The sequence below is a fragment of the Amycolatopsis pithecellobii genome, from assembly GCF_009707865.1.
GTDB classification, from domain to species: Bacteria; Actinomycetota; Actinomycetes; order Mycobacteriales; family Pseudonocardiaceae; genus Amycolatopsis_E; species Amycolatopsis_E pithecellobii.
In genome coordinates this window covers 21,480-37,845 of record NZ_WMBA01000075.1, presented here as the reverse complement: position 1 = coordinate 37,845, position 16,366 = coordinate 21,480, and the positions used below count along the sequence as shown (strand labels likewise).

The following is a 16,366-nucleotide window of genomic DNA, read 5'->3' as shown; positions in this document are numbered from 1 at the left end:
CGCGTCGCCCAACGCCTCCTCGCCATGGCCGCAAGCATCTGGCACAACTGGAACACCGGCCTGACCAGCAAACGATCACTCACCGCCTACGACCACTAACACCAACTTCACGGAATCAACCGTCTAGCCTGCCGGGGTCGGCGAAGCGCTGAAAAGCATCGTGGGCCTGGGAGACATCCGGCGGGCGCCGGGCTCGCCGCGTACGCGCGCGACGCGGTTGTGCAGCGCGCTGCCTGACATGCGCACCCATCTCGGCGGGGCCGGTGTCCGCGACACCAGGAGTTCAGTGAGTGGACGCCTGTCATCTGCGCAATGGAATGTTCGTGTTCCGGCAGCCGCAGGAATTGATCAACGCTGTGGCGGACTCCGCGCAGGCCAGGTCAATACCCCGCTGATTGCGTCGCCTACTACGAAAACAAACCGCGCCGCCGATAAGCTTCGGCTTCCCGCTGAGCGAAACACCTTGTTTTCTCAGCGGAACAGCGTAGCATTGGAAGCCTCGTCGCAGTCGACTCTTCCTTTGGCTCGCGCCCGGAGGTGCGAAAAAAATGGCGCTACCGCTGCACGGACATGAACTGTTCCGGTCAACGGATCTTGACGATGTTCGTACCCGGGTGAGCCAGGTCCTTTGTCCGCACCAGCTCGGTATCCGCGAGCGCGGTGGGGTGCTCGACGCGCAGATGAATTCGCTGGCGCTCGGCGACGTCACGCTCAACTACGTCCACTATCGCACCGCGATGTGGGTCGATCCCGGCTGCACCAAGGACTTCATCGCGCTGCAGTTACCCGTGCGCGGCCGGGCCCGCGTTCGTTGTGGCGTCGAGGAGATCGATACGACGCCCGGCCTGATGCTGGTGAGCCGCGCGGACGAGCCGATGCGGATGGAGCTGTCGGCAGACGCACAGGTAATGCTGACGAAAATGTCCTGGCCCTTTCTGCTGGACACGCTCAACGCGCTGATCGGTGCCGAAGTCATCCGGCCATTGCGCTTCGACCTTGGCATGAACATCCAGCTGGAACCGCAGAAGTTGTGGTTTCAGTTGCTGGCATTGTGCTACCGGCGGGCTAGCCGTCCTGATTGGATTCCGCGGCGCCGGCTCTCGGGTCCGCATCTGCTCGAGCTACTGGCGATCGGCCTGCTGCGCAGCCAGCCCAACACCTACAGCGAAATCTTCGACGCGGCACCGGAACCGGCCCCGCAGCGTACTGTGCGGCAGGCGATGACCGTCCTCGACGAGACCCCTGACCGGCCTCACACCGACTGCTCGCTCGCCCGCGCCCTCGGCGTCAGCGCTCTCGCGCTCGGCGCCGCTTTCCAGACATACTGCGGCACGACGGTGCACGGTTACCTCTTCCATGTCCGGATGCGCCGGGCACACGCAGACCTGTGCACGGGCGAGGCCGACGTGACGGTCGAGCAGGTCGCGCGGCGCTGGGGGTTCACCCTGGCCGGCTTTCAAGGGTGTTACCAGCGCGAGTTCGGTGAGGCACCGAACGAGACCCTGCTTCGCCATTGACCACGCTTGCCGGTCACCTCTAATCTGAAACGTCAATTCCGACAAACGGTACGGTGGTGAGATGGTTGAAGAGGACGCCCTACTGGGGCCGCACCTCCTGCACATCAGACCCGGGCACAAGTTCGCCAGACACCTGAGCCCGGGGGCGAGCACACGGCTGCGTGCCGGCAAGCTCGCCGCCGGTTGCCGGGCGTCGCTCGAACTTGTGCAACCCCAGACCGATTACCTCGTCGCCATTGTCCTCAGTGGACGGACAGTGTGCTGCCACAGCGGCCGCTATCTCGAAGCCGGCCCCACCTCACTGCTGGCCGCGGGCCCGCACCAGCGGTTCGAAATCGAGTGGGTGGCCCACAGCACGGTACGGATCATGCGGATTGCCCGCCCACTACTGCATTCACGTCTGCGCGAACACCCGCCCGAAGGCCTCGTCTCGTTCGCTCCAGCGGTGACACTGTTGCGTGGCATCGATGACACCGTGACGAGGGGGCTCACGCGTTTCATCGCCGGCTCACCGGGCACCCGGTTGAACCGGTGTTTCGAGGAGATCTTTGTGGACTGGGTCCTCGAACACCAGCAGCACAGCTACTCGGGCCGAGTCGAAACGAAGCACGCGAACGATCTGGCCGAGTTCGCCAAACTGCTCATGGCCACGGAACCCTTTGCCGGTAAGGAGATGGGCTACTATGCGCGGCGCACCGGGGTGTCGCTCGCCGAACTGGTCGCAGCCTTCGAGGAAGCCGGCGAACTACCCCACGTGTACTTGCGAGGCGTCCGGCTCGACTGTCTCCGCCAGATTCTTTCGAGTGGCCAGAGTTCCTCGGTGCGCGAGGCGGCCGAACAATGTGGATTCCGGGACAAGGCGATGTTGTACCGGTGGTATCAAGAGCGATTCTCCGAATGGCCGTGGGATACCTGGCGCCGCAGGGGAAAGGACAATGTGTGCTGAGGATTCCCGAAGTAACCATCGGCGTGGAACACAAGGGGTTCCCCATCTCCGCGACCGGCCGGCCGACGCGAGCACTTTCCGGTACGCTCGACGATTTTCTCACGCCTGTGCTGGTGCTCAAGCGCACCGAGTTCGAGCACAATCTTGAGCTGATGACTCAGTTCTGCGAAGAACACGGGATTTCGCTGTCGCCGCACGTGAAAACCACGATGTCACCGGAGATCGCGGATGCCCAGCTGGCGCACGGCGCGTGGGCGATCACGCTGGCGACGCCGAGCCAGGTCAGGACCTTCCGCGAACTCGGCGCCCAGCGCGTCATTCTCGCCAACGAACTCGTCGACCCTCAGGCGATCGCGTGGCTGAGCACCGAAATGGACGCCGACCCCGAGTTCACCTGCTATTGCTACGTCGAGTCGCTCGACGGTGTCGACATCCTCGAAAAGGAACTGGCACAACGAGAAAGTCGCCGCGCGCTGCCGGTGATCCTCGAACTCGGCGTTCGCGGCGGCCGCGCGGGTGTGCGCGAATCGCCGCGTCTGCTCGCCGAGCGCGTGGCGGTCTCCGGCAAGCTGCGGCTGGCCGGAGTAGGCGGCTTCGAGGGCGTCATCAGCGGTGCTCTGGACGCTCCGCTGTTGGCGGATGTTCGCGCGTTCCTGCGCCGGTTGCGCGACACGGCTGACGAGCTGCGCGGAATGGTCGATACCGAATTCGTGGTGACAGTAGGCGGCAGCTCGTTCCCTGAACTGGTTGCGGCGGAACTGGGGAACTCCTGGCAGCGGGACGGCTCGGTGCGGGTCGTGCTGCGCAGCGGTTGTTACGTGGTGCACGATTCGCTGGGCTACCAACGCTTCCGCGAGCTGGTGGCGACCGAGTACGACACGCTCCCGTTCCAGCCGAGCCTGGAGCTGTGGGGCCGGGTACTGTCCACACCGGAACCCCGTCTGGCCATCCTCGACTTCGGCAAGCGCGATACCGGTGTCGATGCAGGCCTTCCCGTGCCGCTGCACCGGATCCGCCGCGCGTCTGCGGTGATCGAACCGGCGCCGCCGGGTGAACTGACGGCCCTGAACGACCAGCATGCCTATTTCCGTGGTGACCTCGATGTCGGTGACCGGGTCGGGTTTGGTATCTCGCACCCGTGCACGACGTTCGACAAATGGCGGCTGTTCCCCGTCATGGACGACTCGTATGTCCTTTGTGGAACCGTTCAGACCTTGTTCTAACGCTCACTGCTGTCGGACTCGGGCCACCACTGGTCGAGGATCTCCATCCGCGCGTCCAACAGTGCCGGATCACGCAAATCGACCACGTGGACGCCATTCCACCGCCGGAAACCGATGCGTTCGAGCATGGCCCCCGCACGCACGCTGGCCAGCTCCGAGGCCACCCGATCGCCGGGGTACGGGAAGTCCAGCGGCGAGACCCGGCAGGCGCCCATCCGCGCGTCGGGCGCGAGAATACGCATGGCGCTGGCCACCAGTGCCGCGCCGAGGCCGTGCCCGCGCCAGCCTTCGACCACTTCGACTCGGCGCAAAATGACGATCCGCGGCGGACCAGGTGAGATTTCCTTGTCCAGTTCGGGATGCAGCTTGCCAGCGTCAGGGTCGATCACGGTCTCCGCGATGAACTCCAATGCCCATTCGCCCAGGACGACCGAATCGAGCAGATTGCGTTCCTTGGTCAAATCGGCGATGACCAGGGAGACGTCACCGACGTGCCGCAACCCCTCCGGACATACGTCCAGGGCCGAGATGTCCGCGGACGCGTGCCACTGCTCGGGCAACTCGTCTTCGTCGTCGATCTGCCACCACAACCGCCGATGGGACAGTGTCAGCTCGATCGCCAGCGGGTTGGCGGGAAGGTCTGGAACCATCGCTCGCTCACCGCTCCCGGGCAGGAGTTGCACGTGCATTCGCGCGAGCGCGGATTGCGGTCATCCGCAACGTCTTAGCCACGTCCGCGTCGACAGTCAACGGGTGGCGTGCGAGATGCATCGTCGTCACCATATCGGCCAAACATGAAACATTCTACCGCCAGAGGTTGGATAAAGCCCGGAGCTGGGATTTTAAGATCACCTCTCAGGCGAAGGAGGCTTGCCGCGCTGCTTGCGGCGCGCGCTAAAAATACCCGCATGGGTGAGTGTGGCTTATTCACTACTGCAGACCGCGCGGGTCGGCTATGTAAGTTCCTTTCGACCTGATCGTGACAACCAGTCCCCGATAACGGAGAAGACGGGTCGCGCGTCGGGCCGTTCCCAGTGAGACCCCGTATTCATGTGCAAGCCTCCGTTCCGAGGGCAAGGGTGTATTCAGCGCGAGTTCGCCCGCCTCGATCCGGGCAGCGAGATGCTCGGCCATCATTTCGTAGACGTATCCCGGTGTTCCGGTGGGATCGAATTTCGGAATTCCCACATGATCAAGCTAGATCTGCCTTGAGCAGCACTATCCTCGCGGGTGCGCCTTTCTGCGGCAGGGCGCGATAATGCGCGCCCCAGCAAGGCTGTGGATATCTTGGCTGAATGCGTTGGGTCCTCACCCTAGTGGGTGGGGGTAATTGCTCGTCGAGCCGGAACAGGCCGGCCACGGAGAATCGCCACGCGATCAGAACCTGTCCAGCCGTTCACCCAGCTCGATCCGCGGACGCCCTTGGCGGACTTCTTGAGCGGGGCGAGCAACCGGGAAACCTCCCGATAGGACTTCGCCATCGCACCCGTGCACACGACGGTCGCGAGCGAAACCGTGACCGGCATGCCGTCAGCGGCCCAGGGCGCGTCGAGCAGGGTGTCGGCCACCGTGGTGATTTCGTCGATGTCGCAGGCGATCAGGAAGTCGTCCCCGCCGACGTGGCTCACCGTGACGCTGGGCAGTTTCGTGTTCAAATCGGACAGTGTGCGCCCGAGCGCACGGATCAGATCGTCTCCGGCGGCGAAACCCGCGGTGTCGTTGACGCGCTTGAACGAGTCGACGTCGAGCCACGCCACGACCATCGGATGCCCGGACGCGAGTCGTCGGTCCACTTCGCGGGCCACCGCGTCACTGCCCGGCAGCCGGGTGAGCGGATTGAGCGCCGCCGCCTCTTCGATCTTCATTTCGGCGACCTCGCGGATCAGCTCGTGCACGAGCACCACGCCGAGACAATGCCCTTGCGCGTCGACCACGATGATGTCGTCACCGGTGCGGTCCAGTTCGGCTTCGGTGACGAGGTCGAGCAGTTCGAGTGCGCCGGCACCGGACCGGATCGTGCGCGGCGGGTCGGCGAGCCGGGCGGCGGGCCGGTTGGCGTGCAACGCATGCCCGAACGGGCCGGTCAGATCGAGCAGGAAGCGAGCACGGTCGATCGACCAGATCGGCCGGTTTTCCGGGTCCACGCCGACGATCCCGGTCGGCGCGTCCTGGTCGAGCAGGACCTTGCGGACATCGTCGCAAGTGGACTCAGCGGGCAATGTGGTGGGAGCGTGCAGGAAGTCGTCGACACGCGGACTCGCGGTAGACACGCGAACCGGCACACCGTCGACGTCGTCGAGTCCCGCTGTGGGCACCCCACCTTCTCGTGCCGGTGCGAACAGATTGCCCTGCACGATGCGGATGCCCAGCTGTCGCACGGTCGCCAGCTGATCCTCGGTCTCGATTCCGGTCGCGACGAGCCGGATACCGGTACGCGCCGCGAAATGACAGAGCGCCTCGACGAGCGCGACCGCCGCCCGGTCCTCCGGAAGTCGATGCAACGTGGTCCGGTCCAGTTTGATCAGATCGGGACGTGCGTCGGCGAGAAGGTTGAGCGGGATGTCGCCGTGACCGACATTGTCGAAAGCGATGCGGAAACCGAGTTCGGCGAAGTGCGCGATGCCATCGAGCAGTGCGTTGGCGGGCACACGATGAAATGGGGAACCGATTTCGAGCACGACCTCGCGAGGGCGCCTGCCGGTCGTGCCCAGCGTTTCCAGCAGGGGATCGAGCACCTGTCGTGGCGCGGCGGCCGACTGCGCGGTCAGGTTGAGGTGAAGGGGGAGAAGGGTTTCGTAGGAGGCCTCCTCGACGACGGCGCGGGCCGCGAGCGAGGCGTCCACCTTCACGAGCCGGCCTTTCCGCATGGCGTGCGCCAGCAGCTCCTGCACCCGGCCGGACGCCGGGCGCGCGAGTGCCTCGACCCCGACGATGCCGCCCGTGTGCAGGCTGTACAGCGGTTGGAACGCGAAGCTGACCTGCTCGATCGCGACTTCCACGCCTCGATCTTCGCCTTTTGTGGCACGCTTTCGCGCCGCTCATTCATGTGGCATGAGTCACTTGTCTCGGTGTAGTCGCGCGGTTTCGCTGCGCTGGACTGGCCTCTGGTGCCGGCGCGCAGGGACGGCCAACCTGGAGGGGTTGGGCTTCCCTCGGGGCGAGGAGATCCGCATGCCATCTTTCATGGAACCGTTCCGTATCAAGGCCGTCGAGCCGATCCCGTTTCCGTCGCCGGACGAGCGGCACGAAGCGCTGGCCATCGCCGGGTACAACTTGTTCCGCGTGCCTGCGCGGAAGATCACCATCGATCTGCTGACCGACTCCGGGACGGCCGCCATGTCGGCAGCCCAGTGGGCCGCGCTGATGGCCGGTGACGAGTCCTACGCCGGCGCGAATTCTTTCGAGCGTTTCGAATCCGTGCTGCGCGAGTTGACCGGGTTTTCGGAGATCCTGCCGGTGCACCAGGGGAGAGCGGCGGAGCGGATAGTGCTCGGGCAGCTGCTCGGGCTCGGCGACATTTCGGTGAGCAACACGCATTTCGACAGCACTAGGGCGAGCGTGGAAGCGGCCGACGCCGAAGCGCTGGACCTGCCCGTGCCGTCGTATGCAGGGATACTGAACCCGTTCGGCGGTGACCTCGATCTCGACGCGCTCGCCGAGTTGCTCGACGGCAACTCCGGCTCGCGGGTCAAGTGCGTTGTGCTGACGATCACAAACAATGCCAACGGTGGCCAGCCGGTGTCGCTGCTCAACATCGCCGGTGCCCGGAGACTCTGTGATAGGCATGGGATTCCGCTCTTCCTCGACGCGTCGCGGTTCGCCGAGAACGCATACCTGATCACCCAGCGCGAAGCGGGCTACGCCGATTCGACACCGCACGAGATCGCACGCACGATGTTCGATCTCGCGGACGGCTGCTGGGCGAGTCTCAAAAAGGACGGCCTCGCCAACATCGGTGGTTTGATCGCTCTTCGCGACGCCGCGCTGGCGAGCCGTTGCGCGGAGCAGGTCATCGCGTTCGAGGGGTTTCCCACTTATGGTGGGCTCGCCGGCCGCGATCTGGAAGCGCTTGCGCAGGGGCTGCTGGAAGTACTGGAGCCGGAATACCTTCGCTACCGCGCGGAATCCGCGAGGTGGTTCGGCGAGCAGCTCGAACTGGCGGGATTGCCCGTGCTGCAACCGACCGGGTGTCACGCTGTCTACGTCGATGCTGGGCTACTGCTCGAACACGTTGCACCACAAGCATTGCCGGCCACCGCGTTCGCCAATGAGCTTTACCTGACGGGCGGGATACGGGTGTCCGAGCTCGGTACGCTGGTGTTCGGGAAGCCGGGGCACGACGGTGGTCCGGACCTCCCGGCGCCGCGTGAGCTGGTTCGCTTTGCCCTGCCTCGCCGCGTGTACACGGCCAGTCACCTGGAGTACGTCGTCGATGTGGCCGAGGTGGTGGCATCGAAGGCCGCTCAGCTGCGGGGATATCGCATCCTGCGGCAAGGGGGCGCGATGCGGCAGTTCACCGCCGTGCTTGAACCTGCCTAAACTTCTTCGCCATTTCTTGCCATGCTGCAAGTTGCAGTCAGCAAAATACACCCGTTTGTCGGTACTGTTCTTGTGCGAAAAGCTCCAGAGTTATCTTGGAGGTGTGGGAGTCGACATCGCCAGGACCCCGATCGAAAAGCGACGCCCGGGACAATGACATCGTTACCACTGGAAAGATACAAACTGTTCGAGTCCAGAGACCTCGACGATACGCGGGAGAAGGTCGGCAAGATCTTGTGCCCACACAAAATGTATGTGGTGGGACGGCAGGCTCGACTGCACGCACGGATGCACTGCCGACGTTTACGCAATATAGCGATAACTTACGTCTCCTATGGCTGGGACACCCGGGTGAATCCCGGTGAACTCGGCTCGTTCTTCGCGATTTTGATACCCCATGTCGGAAAAGGTCACTATCGGAGTGGTTTCGAACAGGCACAAACAGATGCTCAGCGGGTGGCGGTGGCGTCGCCGACATCGTCGTTGCAGATGAGGCTTTCGGGCGACTGCGAGAACCTCGTCGTCCGGATCGAACGTGCCGCTGTGGAAGCGAAACTGTCGGAGATGCTCGACGGCGCGCTTCGCGAGCCGATCCGGTTCGAGCTCGGTATGGACGTCACCAAGGGTTACGCCCGCAGCTGGTATGCGACGCTGCGGCACGGGATCGCCGAGCTGGACCATCCCGAGACGCTGCTGACGCATCCGTTGCTGATGGAGCAATTCGAGCAAAGTGTCATCACCGGCTTGCTGCTTTCGCAGCCACACAACTACACCGCGATGCTCCACCGCGACGATCGCCCGGTTCCGTCACGACTGCTCGGCATCGCCATCGACATCATGGAAGGTCATCCCGAGTGGGCGCACACGCCGGCGAGTCTCGCCAAGCACGCGGGAGTCAGCGTGCGCGCGCTGCAGAAAGCCTTTCGTGAACAGCTGGACAGCTCGCCCAGCGAATACCTTCGCGGCGTCCGGCTCCAGCGCGTGCACGACGAGCTGAGCGCGGCCCAGCACGACACGACGACTGTTGGCGAGATCGCGAGCAAATGGGGGATGGCACATCATGGACGGTTCGCCGCCGTGTACCGGGAGCGATTCGGGGAGTCGCCGAAACAGACTCTCAGTCGCCGGCATGCACGAAAAGGATAAGACTGGTCGCGAAACGGATCGTCGGTCATGCGGCCTGCACCTAAGGTCGAACCCATGTTGACCCGCGAGAACAACGTGGGGTCTCATCTCGGATCCAGCGACAATGAACCGATCGGGCGGCTGATCCGGTCGGCTCGCCGCGAGCTCGGGCTGACTCAGTATGGCCTCGCGGAGGCGTTGGTTTCGGTGTCCGGAAACGACAGTCTCGGCCGGGACGAGGTTTCCCGTTGGGAGCGCGGGAAAAGGGTGCCCGGCCCGTACTGGCAACAATGGCTCAGTGACGTCCTGGAAATCGAACCCGACCGGTTGCGCTTGTCCGCACGGGTAACCCGGAAGCAACGAATCGGCTTGGCGTCCTGATCCTGCCCAGGCGCACGTTCTCCGACGGGAGAGCCGGTTGCCTGGCTGGGAGTGGGAGTAAATGGGTAGCGCACTGGTGACCCTGGTCAATCCGAATCTGGTCCATCCACCGATCACACCTTATGCACTCGATATTCTGACCACCTCGTTGGAATCCGCGGGTTACGACGTTGATGTCGTCGACCTGACCTTCCGTCGTGAGGACTGGCGGGCGGCGTTGCGGGAGTACTTCGCTGAGCACGACCCGCTGCTGGTCGGCGTGACGGTGCGGAACACCGACACGATTTACGCGCAACAGCAACGAGTTTTCCTCGATGATCACCGCGCGATCGTCGCCGAGATCAACGCCGCCACGGTGGCGCCGATCGTAGCCGGTGGCGTGGGTTTCTCCTCGATGCCGTTCGCGCTGATGGATTTCTTTGGTATCCCGTTCGGCGTGAAGGGGCCGGGCGAGAACATCATCGTGCGGCTGGCGGACGCGCTGCTTTCCGGGCAGTCCCCGGAAACGGTGCCCGGGTTGCTGGTGAACCGCGGTAGCGGCCGGGTGGACAGAGTGGCCTATACCATTTCGCGGAAAGGTGTGACATTCAGTCCGCTGAACGCCGTCACCAAGTACACCCGCAGATCCGGTGTGCCGTGGAAAGTGGACAACCTGCGGTATTACCGCGGCGGTGGCCTCGGCAACATCCTCACCAAGAACGGCTGCACCTACGCGTGTGCGCACTGCGTCGAGCCGGACGCGAAGGGTACGCATTTCACTCGCCGCGCCGTCGACGCCGTGGTGGACGAGATGGAAATGCTGTGCGCACAGGGTGTTCTCGATCTGCACACCACGGACAGTGAGTTCAACCTGGCGATCGCGCACACCAAAGCCGTGCTGCGAGAGGTGATCCGGCGCCGGGAGGCCGATCCGGCGTCGCCGCTGCGCGAGCTGCGCCTGTGGATCTACGCCCAGCCAACACCTTTCGACGAGGAGTTGCTGGAACTTCTTGTGCGCGCCGGTTGTGCCGGGATCAACCTTGCGCCTGACCACGTCACCGACGACCTGCTCGACGACTGGAAGGTCACCGCCAAGGGCCGCCGCTATTACTCCTTCGAGGACGTGCGCAGGGTCGTCGCGATGACAAAGCGATATGATGTGCCGGTCATGGTCGAGGTGCTCCTCGGCATGCCGGGCGAGACACTCGAAACGATCACCGAAGCGGTGCGGGAAACCCTCGCCCTGAACGTCACCGTCGCCGGATACAGCCTCGGCATACGGGCGTTTCCCTATTCGCCACTGGGTATTCAGCTGGCCGCGCAATGTGACGGGGAGCGGACTGTGCCGGGCCTGCAGTCCGACACCGCGACCGAGCCGATCATCCTGAAACCGCGGTCGAAATGCGCGAGCGTGGTCGAGTACGAGCGGCAGTTCGTGTTCGACCACGCCGGCCGATTCCGGCCGGTCTACTACCTTTCCCCACTGCTGCCGGAAGATTCCGGAACCGTCGCCGCGCCCAACGGCCGCTGGGTGAACACAGTTCAGCTGTTGTGGGACCTCGTTCCGGAGTCGGACCGTTACCGCGTGATGCTGCCGACCCTGCCGGGGCTCACCGAGGACGACAACAACTACGCCGACAATCCGTTCCTGCTCAAGCTCAATCAGCTGGGCTACACCGGTGCGTTCTGGTCCCACTGGCCGCGCCGGCACGAGATCATGCGTGGCGTGGCGTAATCACCCGGCCGGCGGTTTGAGATTGCGATTTCAAAACGGGTATTCGCATGACGGCAGGCGTTGGGTAGCCTCGGGCCAGTTGCGAAGGCAGCGTAGCCGCTTCCCAGTGGCTCCGGCCCGCGTGGACCGGTCGCTTCAGCGTCGAAGGGGCCAGTCCATGCGGGCCGGATTTTTGTCCATTTAGGACGCGTGTGCACCCGGTCGACCGGGGGTATCCAACAACGATGAGGCGTAGACGGGTGTTTCCCGACCGGCGGACGGCCGGTCTGCACCTGGGTGCGGAGCTCCGGCGGCGCGTTTGGCATGACCCGCTGGTGCTCGGCCTCGCCCGCGGCGGAGTTGTTGTCGCACATGGCGTCGCCGAAGCGCTCGGCGCCCCGCTGGATGTGGCCGTGGCGCGAAAGATCGGCGCACCAGGGCATCCGGAGTTCGGTGTGGGCGCGGTGACCGCGACCGGTGACGCGACGTATGCGATGCGTACCCTTAGCGCGCTCGGCATCAGCCCGGGCGAATTGGTGGCGACCCGTGACGCGGAGCAGGCTGAGGCGCGCCGGCGCGAGGAGGTCTACCTGCGGGGGCGTGCGCCGGAGCCACGAGCCGGGCGCGACGTCATCCTGGTCGACGACGGGCTCGCGACGGGGGTGACCGCGCGAGCGGCCGCGAGCGCGATCCGCGCGGAGGGGCCGCGTTACCTCGTGTTCGCGACGCCGGTCGGTGCGCTGGACGCGGTGGCCGGGTTGAAGGGCGACGTGGACGAGGTGGTGTGTCTCCTTACGCCGGACGAGTTGCGGGCGATCGGCGAGTGGTACGCGGATTTCACCCAGACCACCGACGACGAAGTGATCGAACTGCTGGGGCCGGCGTGACGGTTCCCGTTGTCTTCGAGGTCGGCGCCGAGCCACTGCACGGCGATCTCACCATGCCGGCCGACGCGACCGGGATCGTGGTTTTCGCCCATGGCTCAGGTAGTTCCCGGCGCAGCCCGCGCAATATCGCGGTCGCCAAGACGCTGCAGGATCACCGGCTCGGCACGCTGTTATTCGACCTGCTCACCGAGCGGGAGGACGACCGGCGGTTCGACATCGACTTGCTGACGTGCCGGCTGTTGCGGGTCCTGGGGGACCGGGACTGGGGTGTGCCGATCGGGCTGTTCGGCGCGAGCACCGGCGCGGCGGCGGCCCTCGCGGCGGCCGCGACCTGGCCGGAGCTGGTGCAGGCGGTGGTCTCCCGCGGTGGGCGGCCCGACCTCGCGGGCGAGTACCTGCCCCGGGTGAGCGCGCCGACGTTGCTGATCGTCGGCGGCAAGGACGCCGAGGTGCAGCGGGTCAACGAGGAAGCCGCCGCACGGCTGGGCGGGTCGTCGGAGGTGCGGATCGTGCCCGGCGCATCGCACCTGTTCGAGGAGCCCGGTGCGCTGGAGGCGGTCGCGGAGCTGGCGGCAGCCTGGTTCAGCCGTCACGTCCGGTGATGCCGACGAAGTCCGCCAGCTGGTCGGCGGTGTAGGTGAAGAGGTAGTCAGCGGGCTCGAGGGTGTTGGCGTACTGGCCGAACAGCTCGAAGCTGATCGTGCCGAAGAGCTGGGTCCACGCGATGATCAGGCGGCTGAGCTCGTCGGGCAGCAGGTCCGATCCGATTATGTCGTTGACCTCTCGCGCTTGCTCCTCGAGCTTGGGTGACATCGGGCGGCCGGGGAAGGCGGGGCGCAGTGACCACGCGGAGGCGATGGCGATCAGCGCCAGCGCGACGCGCGCGGCCGGGCCGACGGTCTCCTGCGGGGCTTGGTAGCCGGGGATCGGTGAGCCGTAGATCAGCGCGTACTCGTGGGGATGTTTCCTGGCCCAGGCGCGCGCCGCGGCCCAGCAGATGTGCCAGCGCAGGCGCGGGTTTTCCGCGGGCTTGTCGGCTTTTTCCACGGCCTCGCCGATAGCGTTGTAGGCGTCGATGATCAATGCGGTGAGAAGATGATCACGGCTGGGGAAGTAGCGGTAGAGCGCGGACGACACCATGCCGAGCTCGCGTGCGACGGCGCGTAGTGAGAGCCCCTGGGCCCCGACCTCGGCGAGCTGGCGCCGGGCAGCCTTCTTGATTTCCTGGGTCAGCTCGGCACGGGCGCGATCCCGTGCGGTCCTGATGGCGGTCATGCGGGACAGTCTGCCACTTTCGAGAGCACTGGACAAATTCGAGAGCACTGCTCTTGACATATCGCGGCAGGTGGTGTGCACTGATCTCAAGCGAGAGCACTGCTCTCTAAAGTGAGAGGTGATCTGATGAACGACGTTCGCTACATCAAGCCAGGCAAGGGGCAGGCCGTCATGCACAAGACCGTGCAGTGGCTGACGAAGCGCGGGGTGAGCTTGCTGGGCAGCCGGGTGCTGTACGTTCGCGGCCGTAAGAGCGGTGACCTGCGCTCTACTCCGGTCAACCTGCTGACGTACGAAGGCAAGCAATACCTCGTCGCGCCTCGGGGTGAGACGCAGTGGGTGCGTAACCTGCGTGTCGCCGGGGAGGGAGAGCTGCGCGTCGGGCGTCGAGTCGAGCGCTTCACCCCGAGTGAGTTAGTCGACGACCAGAAGCCTGCCGTGCTGCGCGAATACCTGAGGCGCTGGAAGTGGGAAGTAGGCATGTTCTTCGACGGCGTCGATGCCACCGCCTCGGACGAGAAGCTGCGGGAAATCGCGCCTGGCTATCCGATTTTCCGGGTCACCACGGTGAAGTGACCCCGGCCGGCGATTCCTTGCGGTGCAAAGGATTCGCGGCTAGGGGTGTGTGTCGGCGGAAGCCCGTCACCGGGTGGTGAGGAGCTGGTTCGGTGGGGCAAACCGGGTTTGCTGGTGGACTTATTGTCCACAAAGGACTCCCATCCGTTCTCGTGGCGGCATCGCGAGAAGCTCGGGGACGACCGGAGGTTGCGTCCGATGGACGCAGGTTGCGTGTGGAGGTCGCCTTTTTGGGCTCCCCGGAGGATTTCAAGGCCGGGTCACCGCCCACAATCGAGAGCGGCGCTCTCTGCCGTCAACGGTGCTCTCTGCCGTTAGCGCTGCTCTCCACCGCGTGCGCTGCTACGAGAGCAGACACCGGCTCTTGCTTCGGAGCGGTGTTCCTCCGAAACCTGCAACATCCGAGTGCCTGGTTGTCGTGCAGTTGGGGCGCGGCCACCGTTCCTGATCGAGATCAGTGCTCTCGGATGTGGGCGCTGCTTCTGGCAGTCGGTGACGGTGAGCACGCGTCGTGATGCTTCCTGATCCCCGGACGAGTGTTTTGGTTCCAGGGAAGGTTCGAGATCGGGGCACCGCGCACAGTCGAGAGCAGTGCTCTCGGCCGCCACCAGCGCTCTCTATCGGCAGCGCTGCTCCCCGTCGCGTGCGCTGCTCTCCACCGCGTGCGCTGCTTCGAGAGCAGACACCGGCTCTTGCTTCGGAGCGGCGTTCCGCCGCTTTGGTCCGCCACCAGGGCCTGGTTGTCGTGCAGTTGGGGCGCGGCCACCGTTCCTGATCGAGATCGGTGCTCTCGGATGTGGGCGCTGCTTCTGGCAGTCGGTGACGGTGAGCATGAGGTGTCGTGGTGCTGTCTGATCCCCGGGCGAGTATTTGGGTTTCGGGGAAATTCGAGAAGGGTCACTGTCCATGATCGAGAGCACTGCTCTCCATCGCCAGCAGCGCTCTCCGCAGTCGGCGCTGCTCTCGGTCTTGAGCACTGCTTCGCGAGTAGCCCGCGACAAGCGCAGGCTCGATCCCGAGCGGGCTCAGCCGCAATTCTCTACAACTAGTGCCCGGTGGTGGCGTTAGGGCTGCGGCCACGGTTCTCGATTCAGATCGGTGCTCTCGGATGTGCACGCTGCTTCGGGAATTGGCGAGGGTGAGCACGGGTAGTCGTGGTGCTTCCTCAGGTCACAGGCGAGTGCTTGGGTTGGGCGGATGTTTAGGTGGATCACTGCCCATAATCGAGAGCGATGCTCTCCGTCGCCGCCGGTGCTCTCCATCGCGGGCACTGCTTCGAGCGCAGACCAGCCTTCGCGGAGACCCGGCCCCGCGATCCCGAGCCGCCCGTCAGCTGAAATCCGCCAAAACCAGGGCCTGGTCGTCGTGCAGTTTGGGCCGCGGCCACCGCTCGCGATGCGGATCGGTGCTCTCGGCTGTGCGCACTGCTTCAAGCACAGAGCACAGCCCTCGGTTGCGAGCGGTGCTCAGCAACTCGTCCCAATCGAACAGCCCATAGTCGTCCACTCCGGTGGAAACGCCGTCTGAGGCAAGGACAACAGCGTCCAACCAACCGCGCGGCCACCTCCGATACACTGCGTGCGCCGCAGCGGCCGGGTCCGCCTCCGCGACCCAGAACCCGCCGGGCTGGTTACGCAGCGCCTCGGCATCCGCAGTCGTGTTGAGGCTTCCCTTGCGCCGCAGCTGCGCCAGCCTGTCGTCCGTCAGCGGCTCGGCACCGTCCGGGCCGAACGCGACGATCGGGCTGTCCGCGAGCACCAGACCCTCAACGAGATCGCTGCTCCACCGCAGCATCGCCACCGTGCTCGACGGGGAAGCGCCCGCACGTAACCCATTCGCCGCCGCCACCGCGGCAATCGCACCGGCCAGCACGGCACGCAGATCCTCATCCGGCCTAGCCCGCAGCACCCGCGCCAACTCCGCCGCGAGCAGCCCCGCGTACCAGCCACCGGTGGGCAGATCCGGCCTCGGCGCGGTGGCACCGTCCAGCAACAGCACCGCGTTCTCGAGCACGACAACATGATCCTCGGTCGGCCTCGGCTTCCCGTCGATGCCGACGCCCGCCTGCTCGGCGATCTTGATCGTGGGCACCTGGCCGAGCGTACTTCCGTCACCACCGTCCGGCAGACCGCGGGCCGTCGCCACCGCTTTCCGCAACGTTCCGCCTCGCTTCACCATGGGGCCAGCCATGATCACGAGACTGA

15 protein-coding genes and 1 pseudogene are annotated in these 16,366 nt (G+C 65.1%); 11 read left to right on the top strand and 5 right to left on the bottom strand.

Annotated features, from left to right (window positions below):
* From GKO32_RS39495 to GKO32_RS32900, 4 genes and pseudogenes are all read left to right on the top strand, one after another.
* Positions 1-99 (top strand): annotated as a pseudogene (locus tag GKO32_RS39495) (IS982 family transposase); the annotation flags it as partial.
* 449 nt (positions 100-548) lie between these two features.
* Complete coding sequence (locus GKO32_RS32910; protein WP_154760808.1) at positions 549-1,517, top strand: AraC family transcriptional regulator; 969 nt, start codon at positions 549-551, stop codon at positions 1,515-1,517.
* A 61-nt stretch (positions 1,518-1,578) separates the two neighbouring features.
* On the top strand, positions 1,579-2,463 hold the full coding sequence (locus tag GKO32_RS32905; RefSeq protein WP_154760807.1) for an AraC family transcriptional regulator: 885 nt from the start codon (positions 1,579-1,581) through the stop codon (positions 2,461-2,463).
* Entirely contained in the window at positions 2,457-3,686 is a 1,230-nt protein-coding gene (locus GKO32_RS32900) for an alanine racemase (RefSeq protein WP_166459799.1), read from the top strand. The genes GKO32_RS32905 and GKO32_RS32900 overlap by 7 nt, the downstream gene beginning before the upstream one ends.
* On the opposite strand, the gene GKO32_RS32895 is transcribed toward GKO32_RS32900, so the two are convergent.
* The 3 genes from GKO32_RS32895 to GKO32_RS32885 all read right to left on the bottom strand — a co-directional run bounded on the left by GKO32_RS32895 (position 3,683) and on the right by GKO32_RS32885 (position 6,685).
* Positions 3,683-4,336, bottom strand: coding sequence for a GNAT family N-acetyltransferase (locus GKO32_RS32895; protein WP_154760805.1), 654 nt, complete (start codon positions 4,334-4,336; stop codon positions 3,683-3,685). The two genes, GKO32_RS32900 and GKO32_RS32895, sit on opposite strands and share 4 nt — an antisense overlap.
* Before the next feature lie 280 nt (positions 4,337-4,616).
* The gene (locus tag GKO32_RS32890; RefSeq protein ID WP_376766027.1) at positions 4,617-4,820 is read right to left on the bottom strand and encodes a GntR family transcriptional regulator; all 204 of its coding nucleotides are present in this window, start codon (positions 4,818-4,820) and stop codon (positions 4,617-4,619) included.
* 179 nt (positions 4,821-4,999) lie between these two features.
* Positions 5,000-6,685, bottom strand: a complete 1,686-nt coding sequence (locus tag GKO32_RS32885; protein ID WP_312868976.1) for a bifunctional diguanylate cyclase/phosphodiesterase — start codon at positions 6,683-6,685, stop codon at positions 5,000-5,002.
* Between the two features lie 172 nt (positions 6,686-6,857).
* Here GKO32_RS32885 and GKO32_RS32880 point away from each other — a divergent pair, with 172 nt between their 5' ends.
* The 6 genes from GKO32_RS32880 to GKO32_RS32855 all read left to right on the top strand — a co-directional run bounded on the left by GKO32_RS32880 (position 6,858) and on the right by GKO32_RS32855 (position 12,913).
* Positions 6,858-8,225, top strand: coding sequence for a tryptophanase (locus tag GKO32_RS32880; RefSeq protein WP_154760804.1), 1,368 nt, complete (start codon positions 6,858-6,860; stop codon positions 8,223-8,225).
* Between the two features lie 21 nt (positions 8,226-8,246).
* Positions 8,247-9,371, top strand: coding sequence for an AraC family transcriptional regulator (locus GKO32_RS32875; protein WP_312868975.1), 1,125 nt, complete (start codon positions 8,247-8,249; stop codon positions 9,369-9,371).
* Between the two features lie 54 nt (positions 9,372-9,425).
* Positions 9,426-9,731, top strand: coding sequence for a helix-turn-helix domain-containing protein (locus GKO32_RS32870; protein WP_154760803.1), 306 nt, complete (start codon positions 9,426-9,428; stop codon positions 9,729-9,731).
* Between the two features lie 61 nt (positions 9,732-9,792).
* Positions 9,793-11,445: a tryptophan 2-C-methyltransferase gene (tsrT, locus tag GKO32_RS32865; protein ID WP_154760802.1), complete on the top strand. Its 1,653-nt coding sequence runs from the start codon at positions 9,793-9,795 to the stop codon at positions 11,443-11,445.
* 224 nt (positions 11,446-11,669) lie between these two features.
* Entirely contained in the window at positions 11,670-12,311 is a 642-nt protein-coding gene (locus GKO32_RS32860) for a phosphoribosyltransferase (protein ID WP_154760801.1), read from the top strand.
* Positions 12,308-12,913 carry a dienelactone hydrolase family protein gene (locus GKO32_RS32855; protein ID WP_376766025.1) on the top strand — a complete coding sequence of 202 codons (606 nt, stop codon included), beginning with the start codon at positions 12,308-12,310 and terminating at the stop codon, positions 12,911-12,913. Before GKO32_RS32860 ends, GKO32_RS32855 begins: the two co-directional genes overlap by 4 nt.
* On the opposite strand, the gene GKO32_RS32850 is transcribed toward GKO32_RS32855, so the two are convergent.
* Entirely contained in the window at positions 12,894-13,586 is a 693-nt protein-coding gene (locus tag GKO32_RS32850; protein WP_154760800.1) for a TetR/AcrR family transcriptional regulator, read from the bottom strand. The two genes, GKO32_RS32855 and GKO32_RS32850, sit on opposite strands and share 20 nt — an antisense overlap.
* 126 nt (positions 13,587-13,712) lie before the next feature.
* Here GKO32_RS32850 and GKO32_RS32845 point away from each other — a divergent pair, with 126 nt between their 5' ends.
* Positions 13,713-14,162, top strand: a complete 450-nt coding sequence (locus tag GKO32_RS32845) for a nitroreductase family deazaflavin-dependent oxidoreductase (RefSeq protein ID WP_154760799.1) — start codon at positions 13,713-13,715, stop codon at positions 14,160-14,162.
* A gap of 1,329 nt (positions 14,163-15,491) precedes the next feature.
* Here the strand turns inward: GKO32_RS32845 and GKO32_RS32840 are convergent.
* The gene (locus tag GKO32_RS32840) at positions 15,492-16,253 is read right to left on the bottom strand and encodes a hypothetical protein (RefSeq protein WP_312868977.1); all 762 of its coding nucleotides are present in this window, start codon (positions 16,251-16,253) and stop codon (positions 15,492-15,494) included.
* Between the last annotated feature and the right edge of the window lie 113 nt (positions 16,254-16,366).

Excerpts from the sequence above, each read along its gene's own strand:
- GKO32_RS32895 (WP_154760805.1), bottom strand. The coding sequence starts at position 4,336 with ATGGTTCCAGACCTTCCCGCCAACCCGCTGGCGATCGAGCTGACACTG.
- GKO32_RS32890 (WP_376766027.1), bottom strand. The coding sequence starts at position 4,820 with ATGGCCGAGCATCTCGCTGCCCGGATCGAGGCGGGCGAACTCGCGCTG.
- GKO32_RS32850 (WP_154760800.1), bottom strand. The coding sequence starts at position 13,586 with ATGACCGCCATCAGGACCGCACGGGATCGCGCCCGTGCCGAGCTGACC.
- GKO32_RS32910 (WP_154760808.1), top strand. The coding sequence starts at position 549 with ATGGCGCTACCGCTGCACGGACATGAACTGTTCCGGTCAACGGATCTT.
- tsrT (WP_154760802.1), top strand. The coding sequence starts at position 9,793 with ATGGGTAGCGCACTGGTGACCCTGGTCAATCCGAATCTGGTCCATCCA.
- GKO32_RS32870 (WP_154760803.1), top strand. The coding sequence starts at position 9,426 with ATGTTGACCCGCGAGAACAACGTGGGGTCTCATCTCGGATCCAGCGAC.
- GKO32_RS32875 (WP_312868975.1), top strand. The coding sequence starts at position 8,247 with ATGCTGCAAGTTGCAGTCAGCAAAATACACCCGTTTGTCGGTACTGTT.
- GKO32_RS32860 (WP_154760801.1), top strand. The coding sequence starts at position 11,670 with ATGAGGCGTAGACGGGTGTTTCCCGACCGGCGGACGGCCGGTCTGCAC.
- GKO32_RS32880 (WP_154760804.1), top strand. The coding sequence starts at position 6,858 with ATGCCATCTTTCATGGAACCGTTCCGTATCAAGGCCGTCGAGCCGATC.
- GKO32_RS32905 (WP_154760807.1), top strand. The coding sequence starts at position 1,579 with ATGGTTGAAGAGGACGCCCTACTGGGGCCGCACCTCCTGCACATCAGA.
- GKO32_RS32845 (WP_154760799.1), top strand. The coding sequence starts at position 13,713 with ATGAACGACGTTCGCTACATCAAGCCAGGCAAGGGGCAGGCCGTCATG.